The sequence below is a fragment of the Corallococcus llansteffanensis genome (genome assembly GCF_003612055.1).
Lineage (GTDB): Bacteria > Myxococcota > Myxococcia > Myxococcales > Myxococcaceae > Corallococcus > Corallococcus llansteffanensis.
Genome location: NZ_RAWB01000011.1, coordinates 16,432 through 35,923, shown reverse-complemented (window position 1 = coordinate 35,923; position 19,492 = coordinate 16,432). Strand labels below are relative to the sequence as shown.

The following is a 19,492-nucleotide window of genomic DNA, read 5'->3' as shown; positions in this document are numbered from 1 at the left end:
TGCCTGCCTGCCCTCCGAAACACCGGACGGGCACCAGCAGGCACGTCCGCCCTGAGCCTGGAGGCGATTGGCCCCACGCGTCGTCCGGACACACCTTCAAGGCAAGGAGGTGACGTCCCCATGATCCCGATCGCCATCCAGCAGTACCTCCGGCGCCATCGCGTCCCCTTCGAGCGGTATGCCCACCCTCGGGCCGAGTCCGCGATGGAGCTGGTGGAAGTCCTGAACGTGCCGAGCTGGCGCGTGGCGAAGTCCGTCATCGTGAAGGCGAACCGGCAACCGTGGATCGTCGTCGTGCCCGCGCTGGCGACGGTGGACCTGCGCCAGGTGCGCGACATGCTGGGCGCGCACTCCGTGCGACTGGCCACGGAGGCCGAGTTCGTCGACCACTTCCCGGGTTGCGAGCCCGGCGCGGAGCCTCCCTTCGGAGAGCTGTACGGCATGCCCGTGGCGATGGATGAGTCGCTCAGCCTCAACGAGCGCCTGCTCTTCCGCGCGGGCTCACACGAGGAGGCCCTGGAGCTGCGCTTCCAGGACTTCGCGCGCCTGGAGTGGCCGCTGGTCGCGACGTTCATCCAGCCTCCCTCCGAGTCGCGCAGGGACGAGCCCTACTCCGGCTCCATCGAGGAGTCGGGCGCGCCGGCCTGACGGGTCAAGGTGCGGGGGAGTCGCTGACCCGCATCGAGCCGGGAGGAGCAGGCTCCAGCTCCCGCGCTCGTGGATCCTCCACCCGCTCCCGCCGACGTGCGTCCACCCGAGCACGCTCGTGGGCTTCCAGCCGCGTGGCCCAGGCCTCGGCCTCCGCGCGCCGGCTGCCTGCTCCCGGTGGCATCAGCCTCAGACCTTCGTGCACCGACCGCGCCGCCGCGTCGTAGCGCGCCAGCAGCTCCTGCAAGCGGGCCACCGCGAAGTGGCTGTCCGGGCCAGGCTGCAGTCCCACGACCGAGCGGCGCTGCTCCAGCGCTCGGGCCAGCAGCCCCTCGCGCTCGAAGCAGTCCGCCTCCAGTGAGAGCAGCCGCGCGCGTTGCTGGAGGTTCGTGAGGAAGGGAGCCACCGCGTCCAGCGTGTCGCGCGACCGCCGCGTCAGCCCCGCCTCCTGCTGCCGCGCGGCCAGGGTGAAGGCCAGCTCCACCTCATGGGGGAAGCGCTTCGCGAGGGCCTCCAGGGCCTGGAGCGCTTCAGCCCCCCTGCCCTGCGCGCGCCACACGTCCGCGCGCAGCAGGTGCGTGGCCAGGGCGTCCGGCGCGCGTCGCTCCACCTCCGCGCACGCCGCCTCCGCCGCGGGCAGCTCCCCCTGCGCCAGCCGGCCGCGCGTCTCGTGCATCCACAGCGCTGTCGCTTCGGGCCGTCCCTCGAAGTGCTCTCGCGCCCAGGCGAGCCAGGCCAGTCCCAGCGCGCGACGCTCGGGCACGGCGAGCAGCGCGGCGGCCAGCTCCGGGGCCTGTCCGGGCGCCTCGGGCGTGAGCGTCCGCAGCTCCTCCGGCGTGCGGGCCAGGGGCAGCGCTTCGGAGAGGAGCACGCGCGTGTCGCCGGCCTCGTGCGACAGGCGGTACTCGAGGAAGCCCTGCGCGCGCCGGCCCAGGTGCAGGAGCGCGCGCGCCGCCACGCGGTGCGACGGGGCGTCCAGGGGCCGCAGGTACAGCGCGCGGTTGACGAACGCCAACGCCTCCTGCGCGCCCGCCGCCCCGTCCCGCACGGAGGCCATCGCCACCAGCCGGTACAGCAGGTAGTCCGCCGGGTGCGCGTCGATGAGTGAGAGCCCCAGCGCGCGGACCTCCGCTCCGGGTGCGCGGGCCGACACGCGGTCCGCCAGCAGTCCTTCCGCGTCCGCCATCCTCCGCGCGCCCGGCACGAGCGCGACGAGCACCACCGCCGCGAGCCCCGCCGCCAGGGCCAGCGCGGGGCCGGTGGGCAGCGCGCCCGTCCGCGTGCGCCGGGCGGACATGCGCTCCGCGTCGCGAGGCCGCGCCACCGCGCCCAGCGCCACCGCCACGGCGACCGCGCACGCGGGCAGCTCCAGGCTGAAGTCGAAGAGGTTGTGCAGCGCCAGCGCCGCCACGCCCGACAGCGCCGCCAGGTCCACCGGCCCGTGGCCCTCGCGCCGCACGAGGAGCACGAAGCCCCAGAGGCCCAGCGCCAGCAGCAGCACGCCCGGCACACCCCACTCCGTCGCCACCTGGAGCACCGCGTTCTCCGGGTGCGTGAAGGTGTTGGGGTTGGGCTCCGTCTGGTAGCGCGGGAACGCGGCCTCGAACGCGCCGCGCCCCATGCCCAGCACCGGGAAGGCGCGGGCCGCGCGGGCCATCATCGGCCAGGGCTCCACCTTGCCGTGGCGAAGGGACTCCACGCTGTCCGCCGTGCGCGCCTCCGCCCACAGCTGATCCGCCGCCAGGTACACGCCCACCGACAGCGTCGCCAGCAGCCCCAGCAGCACCGCCGCGCCCCGGCCCCAGGAAGGCCTCGCGGGCGTGCGCGCCTCACGCCGCTGCTTCGACAGCCAGCCGGCGAGCAGCACCTGCCCGAAGACGAAGAACACGATGCCCGCGCGCGACAGCGACAGCAGCACGCCCGCGCCGGAGACGAGCGCCGCCGCCGCGAAGGGCCACGCCTGCGCGCGTGACTGCTTCGACAGCGCCAGGCCCACCGCCACCGTCGCCGCCAGCCCCAGGAAGCCCGCGAGGTGGTTGGGGTTGCCGAACGGCGTCACCAGCGGCGGCCGCGCGTGCACGTACGCCCGGAGGCCGAACAGCGTCTCCACGCCGAAGAGCGCGTGCCCCAGGCCCACCGCCGCCACCGCCGCGCCCGTGAAGGCCAGCACCGTCAAGAGCCGCTTGCGCGACGCACGCACGCGGCACACCTGCACCGCCGCGAGGAACGTCAGCAGATAGGCCCCGTGCTTCGCCAGCTCGCGCCAGGTGGCGGAGGGGTCCAGCGACACCGGCCGGAAGCCCGTGAGGCCCAGCGGCACCAGCACGTCCTCGCGCAGCGCAGCGGCCTCCGGGCTCACCCACCCGAGCACCGCTGGCGGCAGCGGCACGAGCTGCAGCGCGCACAGCAGCACGCCCCCCACGAGCGGCGCCGCGAGGAGCGGAACGCGCGGGGACTCCCCCTGCCGCCGCGCGCCCAGGACCGCGAGCACCGCGGCCAGCCCGGCCAGCACGCCCAGGGGCCAGGACACCCAGCGCGCCGCGCCGCCCAGCGCCACCGGACCCAGCACCAGCAGCGCCGCGAGCGCGGCCTCGGCGGACAGGGTGTACCGGGAGGCGCGACGGGACTCGGGAGCCATGGGAGGGGCGCGAGTATGTCACGCCCTCCACGCGCGCCGGCACTCGCGCCCGGGCCGTCCCCCCGCACAGGAGGCAGGAGGCCCCTTCGCTCAGGGCATCTCGAGCGTGTCCAGCCCCGCGGAGGGCGCCCTCACGTCGTCGAAGGGACTGGCGGCGCCCGGGGACTCGTCGCACCGCTTCGCGGGGTCGTCGTTGAGGGTGATGTTCTCCGGAGCCGACGACAGCGACGCGGAAGGCTCCGGGGCAGGCGTCCAGCCCGCGAACGCCGTCCCCACCGCACAGGTGATGGCCAGCGTGATGAGCGCACCTCGAAGCGGAAAATATCGGAGGACGATCATCGGAGACCTCAACCCGGGGCCCGGGACGACTGCGAGTGACCGGGCCTATTGGAGCACGAATCACGCCAGAACGTATCTCCCTGCAATCACCGGACAGCCAGACGAGCCGTGACACGCTGGGTTACGGCCCCACCCGGGGCTGTAGCGGGTTTCGTTACAGCGGGGGCACAGGCAGGGGCGCCGGGGCCGGAGGGCAGCCAGGCGGCACGGGGTCTCCCGGAGGGCGGGCGCGCCGGGACATCGCTTGCATCCGGGGACCCATCTGGCATCTTCGCCCAAGCCCATGCGTCGCCTATTGCTCACCGCCGCCGTCCTCTGCGCCTCCCTCTCCGGACTCACCGCGTGCAAGACGAGTTGCCGCGAGCTGTCCGAGAAGCTCTGCGAGTGCGCCTTGAACTCGGTGGAGAAGCAGGCCTGCCAGCAGCGCGCCGCCGACGAAGAGGCCCGGGTCGAGCCCACCCCGGAGGATGAGATCGCGTGCGAGGCGAAGATCGACGCCTGCGACTGCCGCGCCATCGAGACCGAGGAAGGCAAGAAGGCCTGCGGCCTCGCCCGCTGAGCGCCGTCTCCCGCTGACGACGGCGCCCCCGAGGTTCCGCAAGGCTCCGGAAGGCTGCCGGAAGGCTCCGGAAGACCCGCTCAGGCGCCCGGGGCCACGCGTGCCGGAGCCGGTGACGCAGCCCCATCCACCCACGGCTGGAGCCCCCGCTTCACGCGCGAGCGCCACGGCGTCTCCACCCACCGGTGCACCGCCAGCGACGCGGGCACCACCAGCACCAGCAGCACCCCCAGCAGGCCCCACGGTGACGTGAGGTCCGCGCGCTTCGCTCCCCAGATGACGAGCTCGCTCACGGGGTACTGGAGCAGGTACAGCGCGTAGCTGGCCCCGCCCAGGTGCACCAGCCACGGCCGGGACAGGAACTGCCCCAGCGGACCGCCGCCGCGCGCCAGGCCATAGACGAGCAGCGCCGACGCGGGCGCGAGCAGCGCGTTGTGCATCAGCGGATAGGGAATCCGTCCGCCCAGCATGAAGGCCACGAGCAGCAGCGCCGCGCCCGCCACCGCCATCACCCCACCGGAGCGAGGACGGGAGGCGGCCGCCGCGCGCTCGCGCACGAAGACCAGGCCCAGCAGCACGCCCATCAGGAACTCCGGCAGGCGCAAGAGCGGGTTGAACTTCAACGCCGCCAGCCAGAGGCCTCCGGACGTGACGTCCAGCGGCCCCGGCCCATCCGGGCGCAGCGCCACGTAGAGCAGCGGCGGCACGAGCCCCAGGACCCACACGCCCACGAGGGCCGCCTTCAGGCGCGTGCCCTTGAGCCCCACCAGCCGCCGCGCCAGCGCGGGGAACAGGAAGTAGAAGAAGGCCTCCACCGACACGGACCAGGCCGGCGGGTTCCAGTACAGCGCCAGCTTGGGCACCCACGCCTGGAGCAGCGCCAGCGTGGTGAAGCCCGCGGTGCCCAGCTTCGCGGTCGCCATGGGCAGCGTGTTCACCCCCAGCGAGACATGCATGGTGGGCCACGCCGACAGCAGGAACGTCAGCAGGAACACCGGGTAGACGCGCGCCACGCGGGCGCTCCAGAAGGCGCGCGGGCGCGTCTCCATCCTGCCGTCCACGTCCAAGTAGTTGTACGCCAGCACGAAGCCCGACAGCAGGAAGAACAACCCCACGGACGCGTAGCCGGAACCCACCAGGTAGTACAGCCACTCCGGCGCCCACGTCAGACACCCGGTGCCGAAGTGGAACAACACCACGTGCAGGGCCGCCAGGAAGCGCAGCCCCGTCAGGGAATCCAGCGAACCGCCCTGCTTCATCGACGGCCGATGCCGAAGTAGGTGAAGCCCTGCTCGCGCATGCGCGCGGGCTGGAAGATGTTGCGGCCGTCGAAGACGACGGGCGTCTTCATCAGCGACTTCATGCGGTCGAAGTCCGGGTGGCGGAACTCGTTCCACTCGGTGACGACGAACAGGCCGTCCACGCCCTCGAGCGCGTCGTAGGGCAGCTCCGCGTAGCGGATGCGGTCGCCGAAGACGCGCTTGGACGCGTGCGCGGCCACGGGGTCATGCGCAATCACCTGCGCGCCCTTGCCGATGAGGCCCTCGATGACCTCGATGGCCGGCGCCTCGCGCATGTCGTCCGTCTTGGGCTTGAAGGCCAGGCCCCACACGCCGAACTTCTTGCCCTCCAGCGACCCGTAGTGCTTCACGGCCTTGTTCACGAGCAGCTTCTTCTGCCGCTCGTTGGTGCGCTCCACCGCGCGCAGCAGGTCCAGCTCCAGGCCGTACTCGCGCGCCGTGGTGACGAGCGCCTTCACGTCCTTGGGGAAGCAGGAGCCGCCGTAGCCCACGCCGGGGAAGAGGAACGGGTAGCCGATGCGCTTGTCCGCGCCCAGGCCCTTGCGCACGAAGTCCACGTCCGCGCCCACCTTCTCGCAGAGCGCGGCCACGTCGTTCATGAAGGAGATGCGCGTGGCGAGCATCGCGTTGGCCGCGTACTTCGTCAGCTCCGCGGAGCGCGTGTCCATGAAGAGGATGGGGTTCTCCGTGCGCACGAAGGGCGCGTACAGCTCCCCCATGAGCTGCCGGGCGCGCTCGGTGTCCGCGCCGATGACGACGCGGTCCGGCTTGAAGAAGTCGTCCAGCGCGGCGCCCTCCTTGAGGAACTCCGGGTTGGAGACGACGTCGAACTCCACCTTCGTCACCTTGGCGATGGCGTCACGGACCTTGTCCGCCGTTCCCACCGGCACGGTGCTCTTGTCCACCACCACCGTGTACTGCTTCATCGCGCGGCCCACCGCCTGCGCCGCCGCGAGCACGTACTGGAGGTCGGCCTCGCCGCTCTCGCCTTCCGGGGTGCCCACCGCGATGAACACGGCCTGGGCGTTCGCCACGCCCTCGGCCAGGTTGGTGGTGAACGTGAGGCGCTTCTCCTTCACGTTCTTGCGGATCAGCTCTTCCAGACCCGGCTCATAGATGGGCACCTGCCCGTCCTGGAGCATGCGGATCTTCCGCTCGTCGATGTCCACACACGCGACGTCGTTTCCGGAGTCCGCGAAGCAGGTGCCCGCGACGAGTCCGACGTAGCCCGATCCGATGATGGCAATACGCATTCTTGAAAGGTCCTGGTTTCAACAGGTGGCGTCATGAACTCATACGCCGACAGGCGCACCGAAAGAAAGCCCGGGGGCCCTGAACGCACAGCGAGCAGACAGGCTTATTGCCCTGTAAGGAGGCGTCGCAGCCGGTCCACGCCCCGCAGGGCGGAGGCGCGGCCAGGGGTGCTGACGGGACCCACCACCCCCCGGTCCAGGAGCTCGCGGGTGGCGCGGCGCAGGGGCGGGAAGGCGGCGGTGGCCTGCGCTTCCGCGTCCGGGAACAGCCGCGCGACGATGGCGAGCGACGTGTAGAGGGCGCGCTCCAGGCCGAACGCCTCCGCGCGCGCCAGCAGGGCCGGCACGTCCAGGGGGCGCGAGTACACGCCGCCCATCCAGGTGGCCCCGGTGATGAGCTCCCGCAGGTCCACGTAGGACAGCCACGGCACGTCGTAGCCGTGGTGCGCCTGGTCCAGCGCGGTGAGCAGCAGCGCGTCCTCCAGCTCCGGGCGGAAGACGGACGCGCCGTAGACCTTCATGGGGCGGGCGCGGTCGAAGATGCCGGCCAGCTGCTCGCGGCGGTTCGCGCCCAGCACGTCCGAGTAGATGTAGATGGGGGTGCGGCCGTCGGACACCACGCGCGCGGCGCCGCTGTTCGTGTCGTCCTTCTCCGGGACGAACTCGTGGTTGGACAGGTAGCCGGCGAAGCCGTCCACGTCCATGCGGCGCACCAGCACCTGGATGTCCAGCACGGGGCGGAAGCCCACGTGGGGGTAGAGCGCCTCCGCGAAGGCGGCGCCGCCCAGCAGGAGAATCTTCCGGCCCTCCAGCTGATCCACGATGCGCTTGAAGTGGACCAGCTTCATGACGTTGTCGTTCACGGAGCCGGTGTAGATGGCCATCATCCGGTCGCGGGCCCACTCGGGCGCCTCGCCCCCGCCCATCCGGTACTCCAGGTTGTACGCGGCGAGCGGCGCCAGCCCCTGGGAGATGGCCCAGTCGACGTAGGCCTCCCAGGGCGCACCCCGGAGCTTTCCGCGCGGAGGCTCGAAGGAGGACAGGACCCGGAAGGTGTCGAGGAGGCTGGGCGCCATGGTGCGGCACCTTTAATGGGCGGAGCACGCCCGCCGCAATGACCGTCTTGGGGCGCGCGCTGGACGGGTCGACACCGGGACGGGCTTCCTGTTGCCCAGGCGACCGGACGGGCCGGAAATCTACCTTCGGAGGCCCCGCAGCCGGCGGAGCGCATAGCGCACCATGGGCCGGGCCCGGGGCGCCAGCGCGAGCTTCGCGGCGACCCACGCGGGCTTGTTCCGGGCGAGCTCCGCGTCCAGCAGCCGGGGCCCGGAGAACAACCGGGTCGCCAGCGCGCGCTGCCAGACGGGCGGGGCCAGGGCCTGGAGCACCCGCTCCGGCACGGGCGCGTCCAGCAGCCGGCGCGCGGCGTCCCACGCGTACCACACGAGGTGGGGTAGGCCCGTCTGCTTCGCGCGCGTCACCACGACGTCCCAGTCGAGCATGGGCCGGGCAAGCGCCAGCAGCTTCAGGTCGAAGAGCCATGCCAGCCGCTGCAACAGGTGGTTGCTCGCGTGCAGGGCCAGGTACACGGCCTCGTCCTCCGCGCACAGGAAGCGGACGCGCTGGCCGTCCAGCTCCGCGTCCTCGGCGCGGGCCACCAGCGCGTCGCCTTCCAGCGCCTGGCCGTAGCCCGCGAGCGCGCGGTAGTGCAGCTCCACCAGCCCCGCGGGCCCGGTGAGCTCGACGTGGTGGGTGTCGTCGCGGTCCGCGTCGCCGGGCTTCGTCGTCAGGCCCAGCCCTTCGAGCGCGTGCACGGAGCACAGCACCCGGTCGCGGGCCACGAGCAGGTCCACGTCGGTGGTCGCCCGCTGGAGCGGCTCCGGGTAGAGCCTGCGGGACAGGCCATAGCCCTTGAGCAGCACCGGCACCACGCCCACCGCGGCCAGGGCCTCCACGCTGCGCGAGAGCAGCGCCCGCACGCGCATGCCCCGGGCCGCGCCGGACAGGGACTCGCGGCGCAGCAGCGCCTGGGCGTCCTCCGGCAGGGGCCAGTGCGCGCGGGCCAGGGCGTGCTCGACGAAGCCCGCGAGGCCGTGGCGCACGGCGTCCTTCACCAGCGCGTCGGCGGACTCCGTGGGGGCGGGCCCGGCGGGTGCGGCCGGCCAGGCCTGGAGCAGCGTCAGCAGGGTCGGGGACGCGGCCGGGCTCACGGGCTCACCGCCGCATTGCGATGATGCGCTCGGGCTCCGCGGCTTCCAGGTCCGCGAGCTGCACGGTGCGTTCGGCCACCGCGTCCGCGACCACTCCCAGCGCCAGCTCCTCGTCGCGGTCGATGGCGTCGCGTCCGTCGCGCCAGCACAGGCGCAGCGTGCCGAGCAGCACGTCGCCGTCCTTCACCTCGACGCGCACCTCCAGCGGCGAGGAGGCGCCGGCCTCCGGACGCTTCGCCTCGAAGGTGACGCCCGCGGTGAGGTCTTCGTGCGGTCGGCGCAGGCGCAATTCCTGCGAGGCCGCGCCCATCCCCAGGGCCAGCGGGCGCACGGCGTTCCACACCTCCTGCAGCGAGCCCGCCTCGCGCACCGCGCCGGTGACGGCTTTCACCAGCGTGCGCAGCTGCTGGTTGCGCTGGCGCGTCTGCTGGACGGTGCCCGCGTGGCGCATGTCCAGGTAGCCCAGCTTGCGCATCAGCACCACGATGACGACGCCCATGCCGCAGAGCAGGAGCGCGCTCTGCATGCTGTTGGCGAAGTGGAGCCCCAGCGCGGTGACCATGAAGAGGGTGCACAGCGCGTAGAGCACGAGCACGGTGGTGCGGTGGGTGAGCAGCAGGCGGCTCATCAACCGGTGGTGGATGTGTTCCTTGTCCGCGCTGAACATGGGTCTGCCCAGCAGCGAGCGGCGCACCATGGCGAGCAGCGTGTCCATGATGGGCAGGCCCAGCGCCATCACGGGCACGAGCAGCGCCACGGCGGTGCCGCTCTTGGACGACGTCTTGATGGACACCGCCGCGAGCACGAAGCCCAGGAACATGCTGCCCGTGTCCCCCATGAAGATGGAGGCCGGGTTGAAGTTGAACACCAGGAACCCGAGGATGGCGCCCGCGAGCGCGATCATCAGCAGGCACAGCAGCACGTCCCCGCGCATCAGCGCGAGCAGGAAGTGGGTGCCCACGCCGAAGAACGCGACCCCGCCCGCCAGCCCGTCCAGCCCGTCGATGAGGTTGAGCGCGTTGATGACGCCCACCACCCACAGCACCGTGAGTGGCAGGCTCAGCAAGCCCAGCGTCAGCTCCGCGCCGAAGGGGTTGGCGAGCACCTCGATGCGGAAGCCCAGCGCGTACAGCCCCAGCGCCACCGCGAGCTGCACGGAGAACTTCAGCTTCGCGCCCGCGCCCCGGAGGTCGTCGTAGAGGCCGAGCGCCGCGATGATGGCGCCGCCGACGAAGAGGCCCACGATGAGGGCCGTCTGCGCGCGGAACTGGAGGCCCACCCCCGAGTCCACGAGGAACAGCGCGCACAGCGGCGCGAAGAAGCCGCCCACGATGCCGATGCCCCCCAGCCGCGGGATGGGCCGCACGTGCACCTTGCGACTGGAGTTCGCCTGATCGAGCCAGCCCCACGCGAGCGCGCGTTCGCGGACGACCCAGGTGAGGGCCAGCGCGACGACGAGCGAAACGAGGAAGGCGACGAAGAAGGTGATCATTCAGGGGGAATCAGCCCCTTATCGTGACGGCCAACAGTGCAACGCGTCAACGTCCTGGAGCCGCGAATACAAACAACGCGCCTGCCTACTTGCCGCTAGCAGAACGGATACGCAGGACTTCTTCGTAAACCGCGCGGGTCCGCGAGGCGATGTCGGGCCAGGTGAGTCGCTGGACCTCCGCCTGGGCCGCGCGGCGCAGCGCGTACCGCTGGGAGGGATCCGCCGCGAGTGAGCGCACCGCCTCCACCAGCGCGTCCACGTCCCCGATGGGCACGAGCAGGCCCGTGCGGCCGGGGTGCACGATGGAAGGGGCCACGCCCACGGGCGTGGAGATGGGCACGAGGCCCGACGCCATCGCCTCCACCAGGGCCATGCCATGGCCCTCCGCGTGGCTGGGGAAGAGGAGCACCTCTTCGTGCGCGAGCAGACCTGGGAGCGTGGCGTGGGCGTAGTGCGGCACCACGCGCAGGTGGGCCTGCACGGACGAGGGGAAGGCCGCGCGGACCTCGGGCTCGGGGGTGCCGGTGCCGTAGAGGGTCAGCGTGAAGGGCAGTCCCAGCGCGTGCAGGCGGCCCACCGCGGCGATGACGTCCTCGCGCCCCTTGCGCTGGATGAAGGTGCCCACGGTCGCGAGTCGCAGGGGGCCGTCGGCGAGCGGCGCTGGCAGGGAAAGCCCGTGGAAGGCTTCACCGAGCCCATGCGGGATGAGGCTCAGCTTCGACGCGGGGACGTGCAGCCGTTCGCGCGCGTAGGCAGCGTCCGCTTCGTTGAGGAGCACGGAGCGATCCGCGAGGCGCAGCGACTGGGCGACTTCCCAGAGACGGAAGCCCCCGTGGTACAGCGGGTACTTCCAGCTCAGGTGCGCCTTGCCCTCACGCGCGTCGGCGCGGAGCTGTTCGGAGACGGTGTGCTCCAGACCGTGGCTGCGCGTCACCAGCGCGTGACGCCGCGAAGCGCCGGGGCGTCCGGCCCGCGCCCACGGCCACGCATCGCCGGTGGTGACGTCGAGCACGTCGTACTTGCGTGCCACGCGGGTGAGGTGCGCGGAGAGCTTCCACGGGAAGCGGAGGTTGTGGAGCGCGCTGTGGTGCTGCTCCCCGGGGAAGGCGTCTCCATAGCCGTAGTAGTCCACGGTGCAGCCCTGTGCCTGGAGCGCGCGGCCCAGCGCGAGCGTCACGCCGGGAGCGCCCAGGTCCTGGGACAGCGGATGGTGGATGGCGAGGAGCACGCGCATGGAGGGCGCTTCATAGCAGGGCATCCTGGCGTGGGCAGGGGTGGCCTTCGTGGCCACGACCCTGGCAGGCTGCCGCCCTCGGCGGTCGTCTCCCACCAGGATGGATCCATGCGCGTCAGCACCCACTTCGCCCTCTGGATGGCGGGCCTCGCCCAGGCGGAGACGCAGACAACGGCGGGGGAGCGCGCCTGCCTCGCGCGGCATGCAGCGGGGCGACAGCGACTGGTGGAGATCGGCGTGTGGCACGGCGTGACGACGCGGGTGCTGCGCGCGGTGATGGACCCCACCGCGACGCTGTGGGCCGTGGACCCGTACCCGGTGGGGCGCCTGCGCGTGAGCTTCCAGCAGCTCATCGCGCACCGTGAGGTGAACAGCGTGCGCAACGGCCGCGTGGACTGGGTGCGCGACACCGGCGTCGGCGCCGCGAAACGGCACCGCGAGCGCGGCCTTCCTCCGGTGGACTTCGTCTTCATCGACGGGGACCACACCTACGAAGGGCTCCAGGGTGACTGGACCGGCTGGAGCCCGCTGGTGGCACCGGGCGCCATCATCGCGCTGCACGACACCCACGCCAGTCCTTCACGCCCGATGAACACCACGGGCAGCGCGCGCTACACGCGGGAGGTCATCCTCCACGACCCCGCGTTCGAGCGCGTGGACACGCACGATTCGTTGACCGTGATGCGCCGCAACGACCGGTAGGCTGGAGCCGAGATCCAGGAGCGGGCCTGCTCAGTGCTTGTAGGGGACAAGGTAGACTTCCACACACGTGTCCTTGCTGAACAGCACCTCCACGGGATGGTATTTTCCTCCCATCACACCCAGGTAATACGCCGCGTAGCGTCTAGGAATGTTGGAACGAAAGTAGCCTTCTTTCGAGATCTCCAGAGTTCCTACCGGCAGGCTACCGACGTTGCCCGGCTCCGGGTTTTCATTCGGCGCATCCAGCAGGACGAAGTCCAACTCGGGCAACGGCTTCCCGTCGCCCGTCAAGAACCGTCCCTGCAGCATTGGAATGCCAGCCGCCACCTGCTGGGCGCGAGCCTCATCTACATCCGACAGAGGCCAGTCGTAGCGTACGGCTTCACAAGGAACGTGGACGACACAGTTGTCCTTGCGCCAGCACGCCATCCGCTCCTTGACGGAGCCACCTCGTATCCACGAGGCACAGCCCGTCCCTCCCAAAGCCACTCCCAATACCGTCCAGACCGCAAGCCACCGAGGCAGCGCACCCATTTGATTCCTATCTTCGCATCATCGCAGGAGGGAGGGGGCCTGACGCCAGCCCCCCATGCGGCACGAGCTCCACCACCGCCTCCGCGTCCCAGGGACCCCACGACAGTGCGATCCCCGCAGACGACCACGCGAGCCGGGCAAGCGCGCTCACCCGCCTCACCGCTGCGACACAATGAACCCGGCCATGCCGCGCACCGGGCTCAAATCAATCCCTGTGTCCCGCTATTGGAGGAGCCGGAATCAAGGCGCGCCTTCTATTCATATACTCAATCGCCTTCTCATTGTTCTTCTTGCTTGCCTCTGGGTCGACATACCCCATGAACGCGCCTTTATCACTTCGACTCATCGCTGGACGTTTCTGGAAGTCATACACCGCGTGACCCATTTCATGCCAGACAGTCTCACGAAAAGTCGTCGCCTGTTCCTTCCCCACAGGCCCATACTTGCCCTTCTCGAAGTTCTTGTTGAGATTCATGACCGTGGCGCCATTCTCACCCTCCTGGGTTCCGGGTGTGACGCTTCCAGAGGTCGCTTTGCCTGAGTCCCGCAGGGCATTGATGACGAGAACATAGTCTTCATCGTCATTCAGCGCCCGCACCTCCTCGCCCACCACGGGATCGTTCATCATATCCCTGACCTCTTCCACAACCTTCCAGTACCGCTCCCAATCCTCATCACTGAGTTCACCATCGCCAGAAGACACCACGATCTTCAATCCATCCGAATCCATGGCACCGATGGGATTCCCATTCGCGTAGGCGTACGCACGCAGGGCATTTCCGTTTCCAGCGCCCTTCGCCAGGTTGCCAGGTGAGTTCACCAGGGGATCCGGCGCGGTGAACCGGCCAAGTGATGCATCATAGAACCGGTTCCAGTTCTCCATCAGGTCAGTCTCTTCATCATGATATTGCCCGGGGAGCCGCAAAGGCGTCCATACGGGCGTGGCCCCTGGCTGGAAACGCCGGTACTCAAATCCCGCAACCGCCGCGTCACTGCGCGATTGAGCGAGGGCGCCCTTGGAGATCCAGACCTTCAGGACCTCCCCAGGCGGAAGTTGAACCCACTTCATGACCAGCATGTGTCGCTTGACCGAAGACACCCGGGCGGAGCTGCCATCCACCGAGTTCATCTCCATATCTTCACCGTCCGTAGGGTAGACGGAACTTGACGCTCCAACGTCCACGACGGACAGCCGCGCCCGGGCCTGAACCAGCAGCGTGCTGGATGTCGGAAGTTCGGCGGTCGCCAGCAGCGCGCTCTGATTGACGGACATCAGGGGTGATTCAGCGATCTGCGTCGTCCGGTTCACGTGACCATAAGGTTCGTAGTCACCAACGCCTGCGACCCGACGATGCGAATCCAACATCATCACGGGCTTGCCGCCTTCATCCGTGACGATGAAGTAGAGGCCACACGGCGCGGCATTGCCATTGCGCGGACAATCACCCACGAGGTCTACCGACCTCACCCCCGCCTGGGTGACTCGCGCCTTGAAGAGCGCGATGGGACGTTGGTCCAGCCAGATGTATTCGTCGCGCACCGAGTCCGCCGTATCCGGGTCGAAGCTCGTGTGTCCCCAGTCTTCAACAAGACGGGTGCCGTCATAGAAGTATTCATCCTCAAGGAACCTGTTGGGCGAACTCACGGGGAAGCGCTTGAGGCGCCGCCGCCCACTCGCGTCGTAGAAATACTCATACATCCGCCCTTCGTTGTCCGTCACCTGCCGGTAGACCATACCGAGTGCGGCGGTCCTGCCGTCGGTCGAGGCATCGAAATCCAACGTGGACAGGGGTGACGACGTCGCATCCGTCACGTTCTTGTAGGACGACAGCTTCTTCAGCCGTCCGTCCGCATCGTAGGTGTACCGCTGCGTTACCGTGAACCTGGGAGGACAGAGCGCACCCGAGCAATCCCGTCCAGCCAGGTAGCGCGCCGTCAACAGGTCCACCCTGGGTCCGTCACCTCCGTATTCCGTCCTGAACTCCCACCCCTCCTGAACATCCCGCGTGCGATTTCCCAGGAGATCGTACATGTACGTGCGAGCGCCGAAGGCGCCCCCCTTGCCCGCGGAGGCATTTGCGGCCCGGAACGCACTCAGCAACTGCTGGCGACTGTCATAGCCGGCATTCCCGGTGGTGGGATCCGCGTAACGGATGGACACGGGAGGAACACTTCCCGTCTCCAGCAGGCAGGTGTCCTCCTGCACGAGTTGGTCCGCCTTCCATGTGTAGATGCGCTTGAAGATGTCCCCCAGGGCGCCACCGGACTCCTGCTTCGAAACAGTCAGCCCGAACAGGCGGCCCGTCGTGTCGCCCGTGCCTCCCAAACCAGCCGCGGAGCAGAGCGCCAGCGGCTGGTTTGTTCCGTCTCGGTGATACTCCACGCGCGCCCGCTGAGCGCCCGACGTCGCATCCGGAGCCACCAGCACGTACGAACGCAAGCCGCCAAAAGGCTCCCACCGCACGTCCTCCACCACGGTCTGCATCCCGCCCCAATGCGACCCCGTCCAGACGGATGCCCTGACGTCCTTGATGCGCTCGGTGTCCGCCGTATCCATACCGTAGTATCCGTAGAGGATGCTCCGTCCGCCCGGAAGGCGCTCGGTGCCGAGACGCCCGGCCCTGTCAAAGTAGAAGAAGCGGTTGGGCCTGTTGACGCTGCTGTCATCAATACAGACCTGGCTCCTGGGAGCCACGCCCGACTGGGCCCGGGTCTTCCAGAGGCCAATGACGTTTCCGTGGACGTCGTACTGGTACCAGGTGTCACCAAAGGAGTCGTTCTGGACCTGGATTCGTCCCTCGGCGAGAGCAGGATGGCTGGTGTCATAACCAGGGCATCCCTGTGGGGCCGCCACCTGATGGTCATACGCATACGTGAAGAGCGCTTCCCGGGAATCCACCCCGCTGACGCGCTTGACCAGCTCCGCCTTCAGCGGCCGCCGCAGTCCATCGTAGTCATATTCCATCCATTGCTGGGCGGAAGCGACCTCCGACATGACCGGCGTCTGCTTGCGGACCAGGTTCGAGGACGCGTCATATTCGAACTGGAAGAGGCCCCGGCCAACTCCGCCTCCCACGACTTCCTGCGGCCCCCTGCCCCATGGGGCGCGGACCTGGACGACATTGCCAAAGTCGTCATACTTGTATTCAATCTCAGGCTGGTTGCAGCTGCTGCAGTCACCCGTTGGATAGCGGTCGCACCCCTGCTTGACCGACTTCAAGTTCCCGTCAGGCCCGTATGCAAGGCACATTTGTGCGGACATGCCATCGCCGAGCACGGGCTGCAGTGGCTCCAGCATGTTCACGAGGCGATTGAGCTTGTCATAGGCAAAGCTCTTACAAAAGGGACTGACCGGGCGATCCGTGCCCGCTTCAAAACCCTCGCAAAGCGGGGGAGGCGCCGCGATCTCCTCCTGGTAGGGCAGCCCCAGGCCGACACGGTTGCCTGCGGCGTCGAAGAGGCTCACCTGAGAGAAGACCGTCGCCGACGCAGTGGCCGGTCCCGTGGCGCCCCAAGCCTCGAAGGTCTTGCGCCCGAGGGGGTCGCCTTCGTAGTGACGGGTCCGGCGCACCTGCCCCGTGGCGTCACGGAACGTCTCGCTCTGGAGACTTCCAAGGTAATACGTGTAGTCGACCCGCTCCGAGTAGTTCGCACCCTCGGGTGTCGTGGAGCTGGCTTTCCATTGCAACAGCGTGGACCGACTCCCGCCCTTGCAACCCTGTCCCGCCGGCGTGTTCCTCCGGAAGCACAGCACCTCGTAGCGACCACTCGGCTTCTTGACGTAGTCGCCGTGCGTTGCATTGTCGTCATACCCATACTCGGTCACGGCTTCGAGCGGGGTATTCCAGGCATTGATGGACCTGACGAGTCGATCCCTTGAGTACTCGAACCGACTCACCACCTGATTGGAGTTGGTCTTCTGCACCAGTCGCCCGCGGGGGTCATAGGAGTCAAATGTCGTCACCAGGGCCGAGGACCCACACCCCTGGGGATACTCGCGCTTGGCCTTGAGGTGGCCCGCTCGGTCATCAGACTGTGCGTCGTCCCAGTACTCATACGTGGTCAGGGGGATGTTCCCGCCCGCATCGCAGCTGGAGGCAGTCGGCCCAGACACCTGACAGGGACCCATGATCGTGCGCATCCGTCCCTTCGCATCCACGGAGCCAGTGCCAAGACACGCATCATGCGTCAGGTAGAAGGTACCCACGGATCGGGATTGGCGCTGCCAGGCCTGAGCCTGTGTGGAGAACCCCCAGGAGAACCCCGTGCGCACCACGCCCATCAGCCTGTTCGTCGCGGGGTCGTACTGCCGAGAGGTTTCAACCTGGGCCCCTGGCACCTCCTCGCTGAAGGAGGAGGGGGCCAAATCACTCTTGACGAGTTGCTCGTACGCACGACGGGCAGCAGGAATCGCTTCGCCACCGTACGCATAGGTGTAGTCACGCTGGATGAGAGGGGTACCACCATCCGACTGGGCCCCCATGTAGACCCGGTTCATCTCGACTTGTGGCAGGAAGCCGACTCCAGCATCGCGCTTGAGCGAGTGCTGATAGACGGTGTAGTTCCCGTTGGGATCCCGGACGTTGCTCGCGACTTCAATGGTTCCCGCGTAGGGCGCGGTACCAAGGGAGGTCCAGCCCCACGCCTCCGTCGTGACCTGCTGACCGTTGATGGCTGCGCACCCGGTTTCGCAGAAGACCACGGTCGTCTTCTCCCGAACAAGCGGGCCTTGATCTCCTACGGGCTCGACGCCTGCCAGGACCACGTTGAAATTGCGGTTCACCGCGTTCACGGTGGTTCCCGTGCCATCCCCCTGGTTGGGCGCCAGGGTGGTGAACAACTGCTGCTGGGACCGGCTACAGGGAGAACCGGGGGAAGTCCCGAAATGGCCAGGCGCGCAGGCCGTTCCTGACACACTGATCGTCTGCCCCTCGTGCTCTGTCACGTCGCGGATCACATAGAGCTCGCCTCCCCCTGCGTCCTTCATCTCCTGCCTGACGACCAGGGCGCCATCCTGCTTGATTTCCCAGATCGGAGCGCCTTGTCCATTCACATAGGCGTATTCCAACGTCGTCCCTGGCGTGCCGCCTGCTCCAAGCCACTCCACCTTCGACAGGAGGCCGGCCTGGTTGTTCCAATAGCTGTACTGAACGGCGCCTTGTTCGACGGCTCCGCCCCGCCCCACGATGTCAATGGAGGCGAGGACGCATTCGTGCGTCTTGCCAATCAGCGCAGGAACCCGGGACGGCAAGGCCACGTAGTGGAAGTCAAAGCGAGCGCCGTTGGCGCTCGTCGCACTGGCGAGAACAGGAAACGCAGCGCCCAGGGTCTGTGAGGCGTTGGGGCCCCCACACTCATCCGGAACCTTGTAGTCGAAACGGATCGTCCGATGGTGGCACGAGGCGCTGACTGCCGTTCCGGCGTCGTCCTTTCCTTCGAGCGCGCACGCAGGTTCATCGTATTGGGGTGATTCCACGTAGCTCAGATAGTAGGCACCACTCCAGAGGATCTGCCGCCCCAGGGGCAGGTCCTGGATGGCGCCCACCGCGCGAAAGTCCCGGTAGTGATAGCGACCGCTCGGGGAGTGGACCACGAATCCATCCATGGACCGCTGCACCTTCAATACCTGCTCGGACTCGTTGTTACCGAAACATCCTTCCGTTTCACATGCCCTGAAGCTGTTCTTCGTTCCTGCTGGGCCGCCATGGACATCCCACCATACAACCTGCTCACACTCTCGATACGGCGGCAGCTCATCATTGCATTCGGTCGTTTCACGTATCAGGATGAAACTGTGCCAGCCGTGCCACCACTGCAATGCATCGCCCGTGAAAGAGCCCGTGGCCGCGATCTTTCCGAAAGGTGAATTGAGTTTGGTGGAAGGCTTTCCTTCGCGCCAGGCGCTGGTGGCGCCCGTGTAGGAGCGACTGAAGGATATCTTTCCAAAGGGGGACCCGATCTTGAGGTCCGTGTGCGAGTGGCTGGATTTGAGCGAACCGAGCGTCACGGGACTCACGTCGGACAGGCCATACTGGCCAGGCCCGCCCAGGTCCGGCAACGGATTGAGGGACGCCTGTGCGACCTTCTCGTTCAGCTCGTCTTCAGTGTACTCCCCATCGTTGGTGAGCGCGATGGCGCCTGCGGCCACCAGCAGGCATCCCATCACAACGAAGGCCACGCGCAATCGCAACGCGCTCAACCACAACACACGGATGTTCATCAACGTCGTTCCCTCTAGAAAGACCGGATTTCCAGCAACGTCATCAACATGAATGGATGGGTTCTACGGGTCGGTCGCAACAGGCGGCAGGCACACGGCCTCTTTCGCGCCTGGCACGACGCTGATGCAACGCCAAGGGGAGGGGCAGTCCGAGGCACCCTCACAGCGTTGACTGCAGACATAGCCTGCTCCTCGCTGTGCACGGGCGTGGACGCAAAGCCCTGTCACACATTCCGAGGCACCATGCGAACCGCAGTCCTCCCCCAGGGATTTGCTGGCGGGCTCCGCTGACGGAGAGGGGCGCCACTCCCCTACCACGGCCACCGGAGCGACCTGGGCCACGACAGCTGGCTCTCGACTCT

Annotated in this window: 13 protein-coding genes; 3 read left to right on the top strand and 10 right to left on the bottom strand. The window is 68.5% G+C overall.

The features are described from left to right. Window positions 1-120 precede the first annotated feature (120 nt). On the top strand, window positions 121-648 hold the full coding sequence (locus D7V93_RS02010) for an aminoacyl-tRNA deacylase (RefSeq protein ID WP_120641721.1): 528 nt from the start codon (window positions 121-123) through the stop codon (window positions 646-648). 4 nt (window positions 649-652) lie between these two features. Here the strand turns inward: D7V93_RS02010 and D7V93_RS02005 are convergent, their stop codons facing one another. Together D7V93_RS02005 and D7V93_RS02000 are read right to left on the bottom strand one after the other, a co-directional pair. Beyond that, complete coding sequence (locus D7V93_RS02005) at window positions 653-3,286, bottom strand: O-antigen ligase family protein (protein ID WP_120641720.1); 2,634 nt, start codon at window positions 3,284-3,286, stop codon at window positions 653-655. 90 nt (window positions 3,287-3,376) lie between these two features. Then, window positions 3,377-3,625 (bottom strand): hypothetical protein, encoded by a 249-nt coding sequence (locus tag D7V93_RS02000; protein ID WP_120641719.1) that lies wholly within the window; start codon window positions 3,623-3,625, stop codon window positions 3,377-3,379. Window positions 3,626-3,908: 283 nt separating this feature from the next. Between D7V93_RS02000 and D7V93_RS01995 the strand changes: the two genes are divergently transcribed. After that, window positions 3,909-4,184 carry a hypothetical protein gene (locus D7V93_RS01995; protein ID WP_120641718.1) on the top strand — a complete coding sequence of 92 codons (276 nt, stop codon included), beginning with the start codon at window positions 3,909-3,911 and terminating at the stop codon, window positions 4,182-4,184. Window positions 4,185-4,264: 80 nt separating this feature from the next. On the opposite strand, the gene D7V93_RS01990 is transcribed toward D7V93_RS01995, so the two are convergent. From D7V93_RS01990 to D7V93_RS01965, 6 genes are all read right to left on the bottom strand, one after another. Continuing rightward, window positions 4,265-5,443, bottom strand: coding sequence for an acyltransferase family protein (locus D7V93_RS01990; RefSeq protein ID WP_120641717.1), 1,179 nt, complete (start codon window positions 5,441-5,443; stop codon window positions 4,265-4,267). Beyond that, window positions 5,440-6,738 carry a UDP-glucose dehydrogenase family protein gene (locus tag D7V93_RS01985; RefSeq protein WP_120641716.1) on the bottom strand — a complete coding sequence of 433 codons (1,299 nt, stop codon included), beginning with the start codon at window positions 6,736-6,738 and terminating at the stop codon, window positions 5,440-5,442. Before D7V93_RS01985 ends, D7V93_RS01990 begins: the two co-directional genes overlap by 4 nt. Before the next feature lie 104 nt (window positions 6,739-6,842). Further along, entirely contained in the window at window positions 6,843-7,814 is a 972-nt protein-coding gene (locus D7V93_RS01980) for a nucleotidyltransferase family protein (RefSeq protein ID WP_120641715.1), read from the bottom strand. Between the two features lie 120 nt (window positions 7,815-7,934). Continuing rightward, window positions 7,935-8,948 (bottom strand): nucleotidyltransferase family protein, encoded by a 1,014-nt coding sequence (locus D7V93_RS01975; RefSeq protein ID WP_244237058.1) that lies wholly within the window; start codon window positions 8,946-8,948, stop codon window positions 7,935-7,937. A 4-nt stretch (window positions 8,949-8,952) separates the two neighbouring features. Next, entirely contained in the window at window positions 8,953-10,440 is a 1,488-nt protein-coding gene (locus tag D7V93_RS01970) for an MraY family glycosyltransferase (RefSeq protein ID WP_120641714.1), read from the bottom strand. Window positions 10,441-10,525: 85 nt separating this feature from the next. Beyond that, window positions 10,526-11,674, bottom strand: a complete 1,149-nt coding sequence (locus D7V93_RS01965; protein WP_120641713.1) for a glycosyltransferase family 4 protein — start codon at window positions 11,672-11,674, stop codon at window positions 10,526-10,528. 108 nt (window positions 11,675-11,782) lie between these two features. On the opposite strand from D7V93_RS01965, the gene D7V93_RS01960 reads away from it, so the two are divergent. Then, window positions 11,783-12,376 carry a class I SAM-dependent methyltransferase gene (locus D7V93_RS01960; RefSeq protein ID WP_158623621.1) on the top strand — a complete coding sequence of 198 codons (594 nt, stop codon included), beginning with the start codon at window positions 11,783-11,785 and terminating at the stop codon, window positions 12,374-12,376. 30 nt (window positions 12,377-12,406) lie between these two features. Here the strand turns inward: D7V93_RS01960 and D7V93_RS01955 are convergent, their stop codons facing one another. Further along, complete coding sequence (locus D7V93_RS01955; RefSeq protein ID WP_147451007.1) at window positions 12,407-12,805, bottom strand: hypothetical protein; 399 nt, start codon at window positions 12,803-12,805, stop codon at window positions 12,407-12,409. Between the two features lie 310 nt (window positions 12,806-13,115). Continuing rightward, a complete protein-coding gene (locus tag D7V93_RS01950) occupies window positions 13,116-19,130 on the bottom strand; it encodes an RHS repeat-associated core domain-containing protein (protein WP_120641711.1) in 6,015 nt (2,004 codons plus the stop codon). Window positions 19,131-19,492 lie beyond the last annotated feature (362 nt).